Raw genomic sequence first — 17,982 nt, forward strand, 5'->3', positions numbered from 1 at the left:
CTTTTATAAATTTAATGAATTAGCAGGCCGCAGTACTTATCAAATGATGAAAGTGGCACCCAGTGAGCATTTAACGGCCGAGATGTAACAAGGAAATAATTAACAATTAATTTTCTTTTCATTAACAACGCTTCGCTAATATCAGTCAGAAATCATGCCGTTTCTAGTCGTAAAATTACCTAATCAAATTGAGTTTCAGCGTGTGATAAAAATCCCGCCTATTGATATATAAAATGCCGATATGGAATGAATGCCTCCAATCGGAGGTGATGGTCGTTAAAAACGGAAAATTTCAAGCTGAAGTAACAAGTTGAGATGAAACGTTCTTATTAGACGATTTGAGTTTTACGAGAGGATTAACACGAAGCTTATAAACAATAAAAGTGAGCCATTAAATTCAGCCGCTTTGAACATGACCACCAAATAGTTAGCATCAATCTCAACGCGCTAACTATTTGGTGAAAGAAAAGAAAACAAATAACCCCTGCATTATTGACACCTAGATAACGTTCACCACTTCAGAATCACGCTTATCTAGGCATCATCTTTCTTCGCGTTATCCGTATAATTCGCCGCAATCTCCGCAGGAAGATTTTGCACCACCAGATTCTGTGGACTGGAGAGTTGCACCCCGGCAACCCGCAAACGCTTAAGAATATCAAACAACAAATCACTTTTGGTACGGCTAACAATACGCGGACTGCTGACGTATCCCGTTACGCTTAGCGTGATACCATCAGGCGTGAGCTGACTAAACGAAACTGACGGTGCGGGCATATCTTGAATGGATTCATGCTGGGTATACGCCTCCAGGAGAATATCCCTGACCTGCTCAGGATCGATATCCAACGGAAAGATCAACGGAATGGTTGCAACCCCTTGGGCATTGCCCATCGTAACGTTACGCACATTCTGAGAAATCAGTTGAGAGTTAGGTACAATCACCGTTGATTTATCGCTGAGCTGAATTTCAGTCGCCCTGACGTTAATACGGCGAATATCCCCTTCAACGCCACTTATACTGACTAAATCACCAACTTTTACCGGTCGTTCTGTTAATAAGATCAGGCCAGAAATAAAGTTCTTCACGATTTCTTGTAGGCCAAAACCAATACCGACGGATAATGCACTGACAATCCAGGCCAATTTATTCCACTCTATGCCCAATACGGACAAGGTAACCAGAATAACTAACACATAACCGATATTACTGAATAGCGTTACCAACGACATTCGCATGCCGGAGTCCATGGCAGTTTTCGGCAGGAACTTGGTATTCAACCAGCGTCGTGCCGTACGCAGAATGTATAGGCCAACCACTAAACAAATAACGGCATTCATCAAATTAGCCGGTACGATATTAATCTTGCCGAGACTATCGCTGCCCATAATTTCGATAACTTTATCGACAATCGTCATCGGCGTCGTTGAGCCATAGGTACCGTTAAACAAGGCAATAATTGCCAACAGTACCAGGATGGTTCTGCCAATAGCAGAAAACAGGATACTGGCCTGTTCTAAATAGCGACCATCCAGATTAAACGCTTGTTTAATCCATTTACCGCTGGCGTGGTGTTCAGAAAACAAGCTCTCACACAGATCGCCGGTTAGCTTAGTCGTTAAATACAGGCAGGATAATACAATGCTGAACCACACCACTTCATAGGTAAGAAAGCGGGCTAATGGAATATAACCGATCATTAATGCCAGTAATATCACCACCGAAACCACTGTAGCAGAGAGATAAATCAAACCCACAATGGTAGAACGAGATTCCACGGTCTCGTCCTGAGCCCTCAGTTTTTTACGTGCTTTATTAACCCGTAATGTGGCTGAGCCAAGCAATAGTCCAATTAACAACGAGGCAATACCGTTGCCGAAAATCGCCGTAGAGACGCTGCTACCGACTACGGAATTCATCTGCTCAATGGTACCAAAAAGCATCAATAAAATAGCCATTGCCGCTGGATAGCGACGAAGTGCATGAGCTAAAGGATCCGGCAGGTGCATCAGGCGCCATGATGGTCGTTGAATTGATAATAGCGCCCTGCCCAAACCCACAATCAAGGCTGAGAAAATGGTCAATCCCAGTAGCGCATCAACAAACCCTTGCATCAACGGCGTAAGCTGATAGTTACGGGCAAACACCAAATACATCAGGTTAGCGCCACCATAGATGGTCACCACCGTTCCCACTACCATGGCACAAGCCAGAAAACTGCGGCGTAGCCTGCCATCGGGAAATACCCGGGCACTGATCCACACCAATACATTTTCCATTAACCGTCGACTACAGAGCCAGATAGCAATAGAAAGTAGCGCCAGACTTAAGGAACCCCAAAAAACATCCGATTCCCAAGCGGCAGACCAGGTATCTTTCAGTTGTTGCCAAAAATCGTCAAATTTAAGCTGATCCTCCGGCAGAGGACTAAAAATAGGCGACCAAAAGCGAGAACTTAATATGCTACCCGCATCCAATGCCAGTTGAGTCTTCAAGGCATTCCGGCGTAACTCAATGATCTGTTTGGAAAGGTTAGCCGCATTACTCTTTAGCGTTTGAGCATAGTCCAGATTCTTCTCAATCTTCGCTTTCTCATTATTAAGGCTGTTACGTTTTTTGCTCACTTCAGCAGATTCGTCCAGCGCTCCCGGTTCGGGCGCTGGGCCAACTACCTCTAACTGAGTTTTTATCTGCGCCAAATTAGGTAATAAAATGGTGGTATATTCATCCGCCTTATTAGCTAACTCCGCTGCCTGATTATTTAATGCGCTAAGCTGACTATCTTTAGAAGCAGCAGAAACCTGCTGCTTTATCTCATTCAACTGCTGCTGTAGGTCTTCCAAATCGGCCGTCTTAACCGTTTTGTTCTCTTCAACGGCCGTTGTGGTGTCACTGTTCTTCCCAACAGTATTAGATTTATTGACCGCCATGCTTGCGGATGACCAACCAATAAGCAACATGGAAAAACAAAGTAGTAAGGTCCGTGAAAATTTGCGCATAATAAGTACAACCTCAAAGCCTAATCACATTCCATCGCTAAGTTATTTTCTTTATGATTTAATGGTCTTCTTCAAATCATCAACGCTAATTGACGCCACAATACTACCGGCTAGCGGCGTTTTCAGGACATGAGGTTTTATCTTACCCCACACCTGCATCTCACAAGGCTTACAGTCAAACTTTAACGTTAATACTTCATCGTTATGCACCAATTGCATCGGCGTCGCTCGACCTTTAACCCCTTGAACGCCTTTTGCCTGTTTCGGGCACAAATTAAAAGCAAAGCGTAAGCAGTGTTTGGTAATCATCACCGGAACATCGGATTTTTCCTGATGAGCTTCATAAGCGGCATCAATCAACTCTACGCCAAACTGCTGATAAAATTCACGAGCTTTATGATTATAAACGTTAGCCAAAAACGTTAGATGCGTCTCAGGATAAACCGGCGCCGGAACGGAAACAGGTCGACGCTCGGCACGCTGATAATTTTCTAAACGAGCAATGGTTAATGCATCAATGGCATTACGTCTTAACTGATTTAACTGAGCGCTGGGAATAAAATAAACCGTCGGTAAATCGATAGTCACCTTACTAGCGCGGTAGACTGTCTGCCCAAGCTTAGCAAGCCCGTCCTGCAGACTTTTCCGCGCCTTTTCGACCTGATTAGCCACTTCAAACCGCTCATTAAGTGACACTGTAACCATGACACCTTCTTCGCATGTTGCCTGAAGCTCCAGGCCTGAGGCCCCTTCGGTTAAATATAATTCAACATCAATACGGCGTTCGCTGGATGACTTCAATAATGCTTGTTGCCAAACATGATCTAAATTGCGGCTTAGCGGATGGTTCGGCCTTAATTTACTAAACTCACTTAACATTTCATTCGGGTAAACGCGATAACGCAGGCTATCAACCTTCTCCACTTTACTGGCGCGAAAGCCAACAATTTCACGCTTAATCAAAACGTTCAACCCATCACCGTTACTTAGCGATTCAGTAACCTGAACATCGAGATATTTATCCGCCACTTTCAGCACTTCTCCTATCGGTAATCCGACAAATTTTGGAGAATCAAAAGCACCAATATCTATTTTTCGTTGATTAACAAAATAGTCGGTACTGCCGCGATGGAACGTTTTTTGCGGATCGGGAGTAAAATAGTGTGTTGTTTTACCGCTGGCAGCGCGAGATAAATCCGGGCGCTGCTCTAAAATAAGATCGAGCTGCTGGCGATAATAGGCGGTAATGTTTTTCACATAGCCCATATCTTTGTAACGCCCTTCAATTTTAAATGAACGTACGCCAACATCAATTAAGGCAGACAAATTAGCCGACTGATCGTTATCTTTCATCGATAACAAATGCTTGTCATAGGCAACCACGCCCCCTTTATCATCCTTTAAGGTATAAGGCAGACGGCAAGCTTGGGAACAGTCACCACGGTTAGCACTTCGACCAGTTTGCGCATGAGAAATATAGCATTGACCAGAAAATGCGACACACAAAGCCCCATGAATAAAGAATTCAATAGATGCATCCACATTTTGTTTGATTTGTCCTATCTGCTCCAGACTCAGTTCTCTGGCTAAAACCAACTGGGAAAAACCAACCTCCGACAGGAATTTAGCTTTCTCTACCGTCCGGATGTCTGTCTGAGTACTGGCATGGAGATCGATGGGCGGAATATCCAGCTGTAGAATGCCCATATCTTGTACAATCAGCGCATCAACACCGGCCTCATAGAGCTGGCTGATCAACTTCCTCGCTGGTTCAAGTTCATCATCATGCAAAATGGTATTCAGAGTAACAAATACTTTAACGTAGTAATGATGGGCAAACGTGACTAAATCAGCAATATCTCTGAGACTGTTCCCCGCGTTATGCCTGGCGCCAAAACTGGGGCCACCAATATAAACAGCGTCCGCACCGTGCAAAATAGCCTCACGAGCAATTTCTACATCACGAGCCGGGCTAAGTAATTCAATTTGATTGTCTAAAAGTCTCATATTCACTGATTTATATTATTGTTAATCGGAATTGCTACACGTTTGCAATGGATACCGGTCTAAACATGGCTAAAACTAAACCATTAATATTCAACCAATTTTTAACTGGTGAATAGACCATGATTCACGATTGCGTATTGTACCTTAGATTTGATTATTCTCGCATTGTCAGATTGATAGCGGAATATTTTGTCAGGAATCATTTCCTATTGAAGGGGATACTGCCCAGAGAGGGAAAACGCCATATGTTTAATTGATTAAAATAACCACACTGATACACCAAATCATGCTCAAGAGAAATAGCTGAAGAAAAACACCTATCCAGCTATCCTCTTCAGCTCCTCCCCAAAATACGACATCGCATAAATATACAAATAAACGTTCCTGATAAATGATATTCAGGCAAAATGATAATGCTTAATATGCGTCACTTTCCATTGAAATCAGATAAAGATAGCGATCAACGACCACTGGATTAACTCCCAGATTTCGACAAATTTCTGCCCTGGTTTTTCCCTCATCGTACATGGACTCGACCTGACGTAGAATCTTCCCTTCGTGCCCCTGATAAATATAGTTAATCTGAAATGTTCGTTTACAGTTTGAACAAAAATACCTTTGTAACCCAGAACGAGCTTTTCCGTGTCTACGAACACAGTTTCTCTCGCTACAATGATGACATATAATCAGACGACTTTTCATTTCAATACCTCCATATATCTCACGCCCTGAAAAGCGATAGCAACGGCTGTACGCATTTTCTGCCTTAAGTGGCATTTTGGAACACAACGATTAACCGATTGTGCCAATTTGTTTCAGACAGGATAAATCTGTTGATAAATCAATTCCTTTTCCTGTCACAAAACAAAACTTCATTATTTTTCAAAACTTCACTTTTTATTGATTAAGTGGACTGTTTTTGATGGTAGACACGTTCAGCTGACCTAAACTTGAAGCTAACGCAAGCCGGGCCAAGTGCCAGTCCACCATGGTATTTACATTATTCATTTGCGCTTCTGACAGGTCGTTTTGCGTATTGAGTAATTCTAAGATGCTACCGACGCCAGATTGATAACGACCACGAGCAATGTCATACGCTTTACGTGATGACGCGACTAATTCACTCATATTTGTTAGATTATTTTGCGCGGTTGTTAATCGTTGATAGGTTTGCCATACCTGTAGCGCAATATCTTGCCGAGTTTGAGCTAACTGATTCTTTGTCAGCTCAACTTTATTTTGCGCTGTCCTTACTGCGTTATACTGGCTAAAACCGCTAAATAGAGGAACTTTGACGTTAACCCCCATATACAGCTCTTCGGTATCATAGCCAGGACCGTATTTAAGGCGATCGTTGCCCCAACGGGAGGTAAAATAGACCGAGGGTAGAAAGCCCCTCTTTGCCACATCAAGCTCTTTCTCTGAAACCCTTATCTGTTCTTTCGCCGACAACAACTGTGGATGTTGATTCAACGCCTTCTCAATCAGTTGATTAATATCATTAAGAGAGCGCTGAGAAGGCACCGTTAAACCACGTTGGAAACTAATGTCTTTAGTAATATTTTTCCCCAACACTGAGGCCAGAGCACCCATCGCATTGCGCACATCACCTTCCGCTTTAATACGATAGTTTGTGGCTGATAAGGCGGCGTTTTTAGCCTGTAATTCATCCGCTAATACACCAATTCCCGCTTCACGCTTAGCCTTGGTAACCTGTAGGCTCTTATAAGCGATCAGTTCGATATCTCGGGCAGCGTCCAAATAAGCTTCAGCAGCGATAACGGAAAAGTATTTCTGAGCAGAATCCAGAACCACATCCTGTAAATCAGATAGCGATAAAAACTCTACGGCTATTAATTCACTTTTCGCGCGGTCTACGCTAGCTTCTCGCTGGCCAAAATCGAATAAAAGCCAACTCAGCTCCAAGGTGTGTGCCCAGGACTCCTTTTTAATATCAATATCTTGCCCTTCAACCTTAGTCGTGTTGTCGGTATGATTAAAAGATGAAGTCAGATCTACCGTCGGCATATAACCGGCATAACTACCGTCTTTGGCAATTTGATAATGGCGTAAATTCAGCCAGGTCGCCTTAGCTTTAGGGTCGTTACACATCGCTAACACAACGACCTCATAAAAGCTCAGCTTGTTCTTACTCGCCGCGTTCGTCAGGCAAATATCCGGTTCCATTCCCTTCTTCACGGAGAAATCTTGTACTACCACCTGATTTTGAGCCGGCGGCGGCGTCAATGAGGTTGACTGAGATAATGACTGCTCGGGTTGCGATAATGGTGACTCCGTTGAGATCTCATTTGAACCTTGATAGGTCGATGAAACCTTGGTCCATGTTTTCCCCTCGGATTGCTGAGCAACCCTATTCGGATTGGCTTTAACTTCTCTCAGATATTGTGTTGCATCCGGCAATTCCTTAAGGGAGGTTTCGCTTTGCGGTATGGATACAGCTCGACTCTCCCCGGTTGATACCGGTCTTGATGTTGCAATATCATCAATGAAATTGTGTACATTGTTTACTGCGCTACTGGCAGTTCCAACCGGAAACAGGACTGAATAAATCAGGCTGGCAAGAAGTATCTTTTTCAATTAATTACCCTCCTCTGCTACCGGCTCGGCGGTTTGGAAAAGCTCAGCCGGTGTCAGCTCCTGTCCTACGGTTCCATTTTCAATCACAATAATTCGATCGACCATAGCCAAGGTTTGTGGACGATGAGCAATAACTAAACGGGTAATGGCTAATTGACTAACGGACTGGTTAACCAACTGTTCAAGTTGAACGTCGAGATGACTGGTCGCCTCATCAAGAATGATGAGCTGAGGTTGCTTATACAACGCTCGGGCTAATAAGATTCGCTGTTTCTGACCACCGGATAAGGCAATCCCCATATCACCAACTAACGTGTTGTATTGCATAGGCATTTGTTCGATATCATGATGAATCGCCGCCATACAAGCACATTTAACCGCCAATTCATGATTAATGTTGTGATCAAAGAAGGTGATATTGTCCAGAATCGATCCAGCGAACAACACGTCATCCTGCAATACGGTGGCACTAAAACGTCTGAGGTTCGCAACCGTCAGGTTTCTAATGCTAACGCCGTCAATCAGTATTTCGCCGGAGTTTGGCTCCAGACTACCGATTAGCAGTTGGCTTAACGTTGTCTTACCGCAGCCGGAAGCGCCGGCTAGTGCTACACATTCCCCAGGTTCAATGGTGAATGACACATCATTAATCACCAATGGTTCATGTTCTGAATAGCGGAAACTGACGTTTTTAAACTCAATTCTCGGCGGTTTGGTTTGTGGGGCAACCTGCTTTTGTTCAATGGCATCTTCAGGTTCAGTGAGTACAATATCAGCCAAACGTTCGGTTTGAATACTCAACATCTTCAATTCAAAATATTTATCGATCAGGCTACTAATACGGCTACTGAACTGCCCTTTATACGACGTAAAAGCCATCAAAACCCCAACGGTAAATGTTTGGTCCATGACCATCACCGCCCCCAATCCTAAGACCACTAAGTTTTCAATCCCGAACAGTAATCCGTTCAATTGCTGATAATAAATCTGTAGTTTTTGTACTCGAACGCCGGAGTTAACCTGCCGGACCAACAAAGCCATCCAATCTGCAGTACGTTCCGCCTGACGTTGGAATAATTTGATGGTTCTGACGCCGCGTACCGTCTCTAAAAAGTGACTTTGCTGTTTGGCGCCATGGATAATTTGCTCCTCGGTTGCCATACGTAATGGCCGATACCAAAGGATCCGGCCAATAACATAAAACAGCATGGTGATCAGACAGATGGTTGCCAACATTGGGCTATAGATATACATCATGACCAACGTCACAATCGTCATCAGACCATCGAGAATAGCCACAAAGAACGATGACGATAGCGTAGATTGAATCGCATCAACCGAACCAAAACGGGAGACAATATCGCCCAAGTGACGCTTTTCAAAATAACTAATGGGAAGACGCATCAAATGCCGAAATACGCTATCACGCCATTGCACACTGATTGATGTTGAAATATACATCATCACCCACGCACGTACGGCGGAAGTCAACTGCTGAACCAGCATCATAAAACCAAAACCGACGATCAAGGTTAGCAACAGATTTTTATCATTCGAGACAATGACATAGTCAATAGTCCATTGAGTAAATAGCGGGGAGACAATACTAAATAGCTCAATCCCTAACGCCAGTATCAATACCTGAATAAAACTGCCTTTCAGACCGGTGATTTTGCCGATAAGATCCCTGAATCGAACGTGACGACGCTCCTCTTTGGCTTTAAATCCCTCATCTGGCCATAATTCTACCGCTACACCAGTAAACGACTTTGATACTTCAGAAAATGTCAGTTGGCGAACGCCAAATGCCGGATCGTGAATAATGCATTTATTACCTTTAATCGCTTTCAAGACAACGAAGTGAGAAAATTCCCAATGCAGTATGCATGGCAGCTTAAGCTTAGGAAGTTCGTCAAGCTCCAGTCTCAACGAACGACTGTTCAAATTTAGCTGCTTTGAAATATTCAATAATTGGCTAAGGTTGGCACCTTTTTGGGAAATACTGTATTTTCCCCGTAAGGTCGCCAAATCGATATTGTAATTATAATAGCCAGCTATCATGGCTAAACAGGCCAGTCCACATTCAGCAGACTCTGTCTGTATCAGAACTGGTAAGCGCTGACTGGTTAATCCAAAGTTAATTTTCTTAACAAAACTCATCCTTTATTCCCTATTCCTCTGGCTGTCAGTCAGCTGTTCTTTTTGTAATGCTTAACAAGGGTTCCAATACCCATTCATAAAGCCTTCTCTTATCCAGCGTAATATCCGCCTCGAGCTCCATCCCTGGTTGCAATGGCTTATCTTTTCCATATACCTTGACAAATTGTTGTTCCGGCTGAACGGTGATTTGATAAAGAGAAGCTTCATTGCTGATACTGGCTGTACTTTTCAGCTCATGCTGTAACAATGCCGTTTTAGAGATAGAGATAACTTTACCGCGATACTGGCCAAATTTTTGATAGGGATAAGGTTGATAGCGTAACCAAACTTCCGCACCTTCCTGAATAAACCCAACCGCATTACTTGGCGCATAAAGATGAACCAGTAGTCTGGATCCTTCTGGAATAATACTGACCATAGGTTTGCTGTTGTCGACAAACTGCCCCGTTTGAGCCACAGCCGCTGTGATCGTTCCCGACTGAGGAGCCTGAATAATGATTTCACGCTTAGCTTCACTTTCAGCCAGTTCTTGTTTTGTTGAAGAGATATTTCGTTCTATCTGAGACTGTTGTTTATCAAACTTCAGTAATAAACCGTCTAACTCTGACTGTCGCCCAGCCAGCTCTTTTTGAGCATTAATCTTTTCTCGCTCATAGCTACTCAGCGCACTCTGTTGTTGGAGTACCTCTTCTTTAACCCGCTCAAATTGTTCCAGAGAAATATACTCTTTTTTATAAATATCCTGATACTGCTGCTGACGTCGCTGCACTAACTGTAATATTTTTCTCTGATTAACAATTTGTTTGTCTAATGTATTCACTTGATTATTGAGCTGGTGAATATAGTTCTCGAGCAGTGATTTCTCCGCAGTAAACTGTTCGCGGTTTTTATCCAGATCTTCATTTAGAGAAGCCAAGCGAGACTGTATTTGTGTACTGATGGCCTGCTGTGTTCCACGATTGTTCGACGCTTCCCTTTCGCTGGAAATAATATAAAGAACGTCACCTTTATTAACCAACTCGCCTTCTTTGATCTTTTTATCCGTAACAACACCATACTGCTGGCTGTAAACCTTAATAACGCCTTTATCTGGCACCAATTGTCCCGTAACGGTTTGTTTTCGGGTATAGGAAAATAGTACGCAGAACACCACGATAAAAACGGTAGTGGTACAAACAAAAAAAGTAAAAAACTTCAGCGTTAAAGGTGTACTTAGCATCACGCTGCCAAGCCACTTTTGCTTTTCAGCCTGAAGAGCCTCCTGGCGAAATAGCCCCATAATCCCTCTTATCCTTAATATTTATGGTATTGCATATGCTACTGAGTGAGATGATTGTTCCAGTAAACCAACAGGGATTAGCCTGTCTTTACTAACTCAACTACCCTCAGTTTTTCTCAAATTTAAAATAAAAAAATCACACGCTATCATCCGGTTATTAATTACCCCCCGGTATTTGACGGTGTAATCTCACTAACATCTAAATCATTATCTATTACATAACACTGAATTTTGCATAGACAGAATTAATAGCGTTTTATGTACAACGAAAAATATAACTTACTTCATATAAGAAGTTACTCATAAGAAATTAATAAAAACCTAATTACTTATTTGAAGTGGATACCAAAACATCACCCTTTATTAAAATAGACGCTATATTTTTTTGAGTGTATAACAACAGTGTAAATAAATGCAATGACAATTACTAACTTAAAAACATTTTACCTGACAAGCAATCTTATTATAAAGTGACTCTTAATAACTTAGAGAAATATGTCAATCTCAATCCTTCAAAAGTTACCATCAACCCTATATAAGTTATTTTCACTTACATAATAGTCGCGCCATGAAATTAATTAAAACGCATTCATTTTTAATCGATAAAAACAATGTTTAAAATTAACTCATTGATTTTACTTTAAAATAAAAAACAAAAAACCAAGAAGACACAGGTATCAAAGGAGTTCTAAAAAAAAATTAACAACACCACACCACCACATAAGTATAACTTTGTTTTTATAAATGAAATCTAAATTATTATAAATCAGTACTTATTTTCATATAAAAACAGCAACATATCTTTTCTTTAAATTTGCATTATATATTTTTTTTGTTAAATTTGACTCGCACATAAATAAGCATATGAAGCCGAATGAGGAGGGAGTGGATTTGTTAGATTGAAAAATTTGACATTAATGCATTTAAACAAAATATAGAAAGTTACACTGTTAATGGAAACTATTAGCTGGTAATCCCCTTAAATTAAATATTTATCTTTAAAGCTAATTTTACACCTCAAATATAGGTTATGGATATGAAACTATACGTACAAAAAGCAGGGCAAGCTGTACAAGAAATGCCGTTGGATCTATCAACAAGCATTAGCGCAAACCCAGGCACTCGTTTATTTGTTGAAGGCAATAATGGCAACATCGCCAACATGTCTCGTTCTGGATCACAATTAGTGATTCATACCACAGACGGCAAAGTCATTAATGTTGATAACTTTTTCGGCCCAGCCGATCAGGCAATGAGTTCTATCACTATCGATAACGATCCTCAATCAGGCTTACCGGAAAAACAAATTGTTCTGGGTGATGAGCGTCTTTATGCTGATGGTAGCGAAGTTATTGCCTATACCCCAGAGCAATTAAAAGACGTTATCTCCGGTTGGGATTACTATGAACTACGTGGCGAAGAAGGCGCAGTCGCTGAAGATGGTGATGATAATACCGGTTTATTTGTTGCATTAGGTTTAGGTGCTGCAGGCGTCGCAGGTCTTATCGCTTTAGCCGTTGACCACAACAAAGATTCATCCTCTGGCTCTCGCGGTCCAAATCCAAGCGACGCGGGTGATGCAACGACTCTGACGATTAATCGTTCAAATGGTTCGAGCCTGTCTGGCGCAAGTGATGCGAAAAATACCACGGTTTATATTGATGTAAACAGCGATGGTCAGCATGACTTTACCGCGACAACAGATGCAAATGGCAACTGGACTTTCCCTGCACCAATCACTATTCCTGATGGGGCAACGGTTACTGTTTGGGTTCTAAACAAATCAGGCGAAAAAGTACTGGTTAAAACCATTATTGACGCAACTGCACCTGATTCTGAATCCATGGTCGTTTCTCAGGATCTCAACGTTATTACTGGTAAAACCGAGCCTGGTGCAGTAATCAAGTTAGACGTAGATGGTGACGGTAAAACTGATTATGAAGTGAAAGCCGATGATAAAGGCAACTACAAAATCACTCTGGCCGATGGCACCGCATTAATTCCTGGCACCAGCGTCATCAGCATGGCGGATGACTTAGGTAACACAGCAAAAATCACTGTTCCTGTCACAACCAAAGCCACCATTATTGGTATGAGTGACGGTGAAAACGCCATCGATATCTCTGCTACCACTGAGATTACCTCACCAACTATCCATGGTCTGGGAACCCCAGGTTCTGTGGTAAACGTGATGGATGGTGATAAAGTTGTTGGCACCACCACCGTAGGCAAAGATGGTAATTGGTCAGTTAAAGTTGAAAATTTACCTGTTGGTAAGCATGATTTTGACGTTAGTACTGTGATTACGGCACCAGTTACTGATTCAACCAAAACCGCTGATATCACTTTCGAACAAAAACCTTACAATATGTCTGTCATTACGGCTGACATTCGTGGAGTCGAAACTGATAACGAGGTTGACGCACCAATTTCTATCACCCGTGCCCTGCCTAACGGCGGCTATCTGGTAGCTTATCCAGAAACCGAAGCACCGGGTTCTAAGTTCTATGATATTAAAGTTAAAATCTTTGATGCTCAGGGTGCGCTGGTTAATGAAATGACTCTGGGTGACAAAAATGTTGCCGATGGTTACAGCAGAGCAACTGCCCAACAATTCCTGAGTAACTTTGATGTTGCTGTATCACCTGTTGATGGCGCAATTACCGTGCTTTACGCCAAGAATGGTGACGCAACCAGCTATACCGGTCATGATGTGGTATTTGAGCGTTTCACCGCTGAAGGTACGCCAATTACCAACGGCCCACAGATGGTTAAAGCACATAATGATATCGGCGGAATGAATGGCTTCCTGAAAGAATGGCTGCCGGACAACGTTGCTGACTTCATTACCAATACTTTATCAGGCATCGTTAACCCAATTGCTGACTTCCTGACCAGCGCTCTGAAAACCATTGATTTCCTGCATATCCTTCCGGATACAGACTTCAAAGCAATGGTTGATGGCTTCGTGAATACCCTGACCAACCACATTGCTACCGCACTTATCGGTCAAGGTGCACATAGCACCTCTATTATTCAAATGGAAGATGGTAGCGTTGTCTTTACCGGCAGCAACAACCGTGAACCTCTTGATTTAGAAAATATCGTCGATAACCTAGATGTTTCTGGCCTGGTGAGAGAATTCTGTAGTGCTTTAGGTTTAAAAGGCATTCCAATCGTCGGTTCTCTGATCGATACCATCGTTGAAGGTATTCTGAAGCTGGCTGTTGAACCGATCGAGTCTATCGTTGATAAAGTACTGAGCTTCTTCGATTTCAACCTGTTAGAAGCGGGTACCAACCTGTATAGCATGCGCTATGCTGAAGATGCTAACGGTAATCTGGTCAAGGTAAGTGACAATCTGGAAACCCCACATGACATCTTGTTAGGTGGCTTCCTGTCTGAAAATGGCTATATCACCACCAACAATGGCGTATTCGACAAAGTTTGTAACTTCCTGTTTGGAACTAACCCAGGTAGTGACAGCCAAGGCTTAGCCGGTTCAGATATCGGTGGCGGTCAATACGCGGTCGTATGGCAGCAGGGATGTAAAGACTGGTCTCTGGATCAATTCCTGAAGAATCCAATCGATCTGAAACTGTCTGTTGTTGACTTCAAAACTGGCAAGATCGTTCTGGATGGCGTTACCCTAAATACCAATGCACCTAAAGGTTCCGCTGACGTTGCACCTAAGATTGTTGCTCTGGATGACGGTACTTTCGCTGTTTCATGGGCACGCATTTCTGGCGGCGACAAAGGTGACTTACTGTTACAACGCTTCCAAATCGTAAATAATAAGTTAGTACCGATTGATGCAGAGCCTACCGTAGTCAATACTACAACCGATGGTGCTCAAGGCGTTCTGATGAACACTTTGGTTGGCGCACACGACATCACTGTTCTGGAAAACGGAAACTATGTTGTCACTTGGGCCTCTATGACTACCGAAGGCGAGTCTCACGTTGTTTCTCGTGTTTTTGATATTTATGGTCAAGCAATCACGCCAGAAATCATTGTTGATAAAGGTGTTGACGATCCAGGTACGTGTTCACTGCCTTCAGTTGTTGCTTTGGCTGACGGTGGCTTTGCGGTTACCTGGTCTGAAGTATCAGATACCGGTGGCAACCTGTATAGCCGTACTTACAACAACGATGGTTCTATCCGTGGAACGGGTGAGCATGGTGATGTCACTAAGCCTGGCGAATATGTTGAAGGTAACTATGAATCGGCTGTCGGTACCGAAGGTCACGATGTTATTGACGGACTGAAAGGTGTAACTAAAGTGAATGCCGGAGACGGTAACGATCACATTATGGTTATGTCTGACAAGTTCACTTCAATTGATGGCGGCAAAGGCTTTGATACCGTGTTCTTTGGTGATACCGAAGCGAAAACCATCGATTCAACAACCTTAAACAAACTGAGCAACATCGAGCAAATCGATTTAAATACCACTTCCGCCCTGACGCTGGATGTTAAGTATGACGATCTGGTTAAGCTAAACGATGAGAAGAAACTGTTTGTTAATGGTGATTCTGAAGACAAAGTTGATCTGGATTTAACCAGTTGGACTAACGTTGCTGTCGCTAACAAAAATGGCGTTGAATACAATCTGTATGTCTACGATAAAGACGAAGATGCACAGATCTGGGTTCAAAACGGTATTTCTGTAATGTAATTACCCCCCAAAGGGGCGGATTCTCGCCCCTTTATTAATTAATCATTATTACTTGATAGTTATTAATTAATAATTAGTTGTTTTATATAAATATGAAGGCAAAGGATTGGTTATGGAATTCTCTCCATGGAATGAATGCGTAACAATTATCGCTCGTGAGTTGGGCGTCAATGTTACGGTAAATAACTTACAGCACATTATTCAAAATGGCGGTAGTCATGATGAATTAATGACTCGCCTGGTTGACCATATTGGCTTGAAATGTAAGAAGTTAGACGAAAAACTGGAGCGTATACCATCACTACTCTTTCCGGTATTTGTACCGTTGAAAGATAATCAGGCTGTTGTGGTTTTCAGTATTAATGAAAATAAAACTGCAACCGTTTCATTTAATATCTCTCCGGATATTAAAACCCAGATAGATTTAGAAAAACTAGAATCTTTAAGAGACGGTGAACTTTGGCTCGTCTATAACAAAGAGCGAGCTAAAGATAAACGAATTGATGATTTTCTTAAGCCGTATAAAGAGAACTGGCTATTACAGTTGATCTCCAAAGATGCCAGATTTTATGGTCAAATCGCTCTTGGCGCTTTGTTTGGTAATATTCTTGCCCTGTCCAGCGCCCTCTTTTCTATGCAGGTTTATGACCGGGTTATTCCAGCTCAGTCATACTCAACATTATGGGTACTGTTTATCGGTGTAACCGTTGCTCTTCTGATGGATATGGGATTACGCCTGGCCCGTAGCCACTTAGCCGATGCCATCGGTAAAAAAACCGATATGTTTATGTCGGGCATGTTTTTCTCTCGCGCATTAAGAATTAAAAATGATGCCAGACCCAACTCCACTGGCGCTTTCGTGGCTCAGTTAAGAGAAATCGAGCATATTCGTGAACTATTAACCTCAACAACCGTTATTGCTATGGTTGATATGCCTTTTATTATTCTCTTCATTGGAGTTATCGCCTTTATCGGTGGCGAGTTAGCTTTTGCCCCACTACTGGCTATTCCACTGATTGTTATTCCGGGATTGATTGCCCAATGGCCTCTATCACGCCTTTCTCAACAAGGTATTCGTGAAAGCGCCATTCGCAACTCTATGCTGGTTGAAACCGTAGAAGGTCTCGAAGATATAAAAATTATGCAGGCAGAAGACCGTTTTCTTCGCACCTGGAATGAATGTAATACCACCACCGCCCAGATTTCTCTTGAACAGCGTCATTGGGCAAGCCTGATTACTAACTGGTGTCAGTTTGTTCAACAGCTGGTTTATATCAGCGTTATCGCGATTGGGGTTTATCTGGTCATTAATAACGATATCACTACCGGTACGTTAATTGCCTGTTCCATTCTCTCCAGTAGAACCGTAGCGCCATTAGGCCAATTAGCGCAGGTATTAACCCGCTGGCAGCATGCCAAAATGGCAAAAACTGGACTAGATGAATTCCTGAAAAAACCATTAGATCAAAAACCTTTTGATGAAACACTTCATACGGATTCGATCAAAGGTAACTTCAGCTTAAGAGATGTGAAATACCGCTTTAATCAAGAGTCTCCTATGGTGTTAAACATTAACAGCCTCAAGATTACCCCGGGAGAAAAAATCGCCATTTTAGGCTCTATTGGTGCAGGTAAATCAACTTTACTCCGTCTGGTATCCGGTATTGCCGAAGCAACTGAAGGTGAATTGCTGCTGGATGGGCTGGTGATGAAGGATATATCCAATAACGATATCCGCCGAGATGTTGCTTACCTTCCTCAAGGCGCACAGTTGTTCCACGGCACCATTCGCGAAAATCTGATCTTGGGTAAACCTCAGACCTCAATAGAGCAGATTGTTGAAGTACTCAATATTGCTGGCGCCGCCAGTTTATTAAAAACCGGTAAAGGGTTGGATTTATCGATTGCGGAAGGTGGTCGAGGATTATCCGGTGGGCAAAAGCAAACGCTCCTGTTGGCCAGAACGCTATTACGCAACTCCCCCATTCTATTTCTCGATGAACCGACTGCCAATATGGATGAAAAATTGGAAAACCACGTAGTGAATGCTTTAGGCAGTCATATAAAAGATAAAACTTTCATTATTGTCACTCACCGTCAGGCACCGCTCAAACTGGTCGATAGGATCATCGTGATGAGCCAGGGAAGCATTGTTCTTGATGGGCCACGAGATCAAGTCTTACAAAGACTGAAATCATCAAATTAACAGGGATGACAAAATGAGTTTTTTTAATAAAAAGAAAAGAATCGCCAATATTGG

At 42.5% G+C, this 17,982-nt stretch carries 8 protein-coding genes; 2 read left to right on the forward strand and 6 right to left on the reverse strand.

The annotated features are described in order from the left end of the window. Window positions 1–534: 534 nt before the first annotated feature. The 6 genes from BMZ28_RS10670 to BMZ28_RS10695 all read right to left on the reverse strand — a co-directional run bounded on the left by BMZ28_RS10670 (window position 535) and on the right by BMZ28_RS10695 (window position 11,044). Entirely contained in the window at window positions 535–3,000 is a 2,466-nt protein-coding gene (locus BMZ28_RS10670) for a DUF3772 domain-containing protein (protein ID WP_074823057.1), read from the reverse strand. Between the two features lie 51 nt (window positions 3,001–3,051). Then, window positions 3,052–5,007, reverse strand: coding sequence for a peptidase U32 family protein (locus BMZ28_RS10675; protein WP_074823060.1), 1,956 nt, complete (start codon window positions 5,005–5,007; stop codon window positions 3,052–3,054). A 417-nt stretch (window positions 5,008–5,424) separates the two neighbouring features. Then, entirely contained in the window at window positions 5,425–5,784 is a 360-nt protein-coding gene (locus BMZ28_RS17735) for an IS1/IS1595 family N-terminal zinc-binding domain-containing protein (protein ID WP_437438251.1), read from the reverse strand. A gap of 120 nt (window positions 5,785–5,904) precedes the next feature. After that, window positions 5,905–7,605: a TolC family protein gene (locus BMZ28_RS10685; RefSeq protein ID WP_047780897.1), complete on the reverse strand. Its 1,701-nt coding sequence runs from the start codon at window positions 7,603–7,605 to the stop codon at window positions 5,905–5,907. Continuing rightward, a complete protein-coding gene (locus tag BMZ28_RS10690) occupies window positions 7,606–9,765 on the reverse strand; it encodes a peptidase domain-containing ABC transporter (protein ID WP_047780896.1) in 2,160 nt (719 codons plus the stop codon). Between the two features lie 25 nt (window positions 9,766–9,790). After that, window positions 9,791–11,044: an HlyD family secretion protein gene (locus tag BMZ28_RS10695; RefSeq protein ID WP_047780895.1), complete on the reverse strand. Its 1,254-nt coding sequence runs from the start codon at window positions 11,042–11,044 to the stop codon at window positions 9,791–9,793. A gap of 1,036 nt (window positions 11,045–12,080) precedes the next feature. Between BMZ28_RS10695 and BMZ28_RS10700 the strand changes: the two genes are divergently transcribed. Together BMZ28_RS10700 and BMZ28_RS10705 are read left to right on the forward strand one after the other, a co-directional pair. Further along, the gene (locus BMZ28_RS10700; protein ID WP_047780894.1) at window positions 12,081–15,722 is read left to right on the forward strand and encodes a hypothetical protein; all 3,642 of its coding nucleotides are present in this window, start codon (window positions 12,081–12,083) and stop codon (window positions 15,720–15,722) included. 112 nt (window positions 15,723–15,834) lie between these two features. Continuing rightward, on the forward strand, window positions 15,835–17,928 hold the full coding sequence (locus BMZ28_RS10705) for a type I secretion system permease/ATPase (RefSeq protein ID WP_053007576.1): 2,094 nt from the start codon (window positions 15,835–15,837) through the stop codon (window positions 17,926–17,928). Window positions 17,929–17,982 lie beyond the last annotated feature (54 nt).

This window comes from Pragia fontium DSM 5563 = ATCC 49100 (assembly GCF_900112475.1).
GTDB lineage: Bacteria > Pseudomonadota > Gammaproteobacteria > Enterobacterales > Enterobacteriaceae > Pragia > Pragia fontium.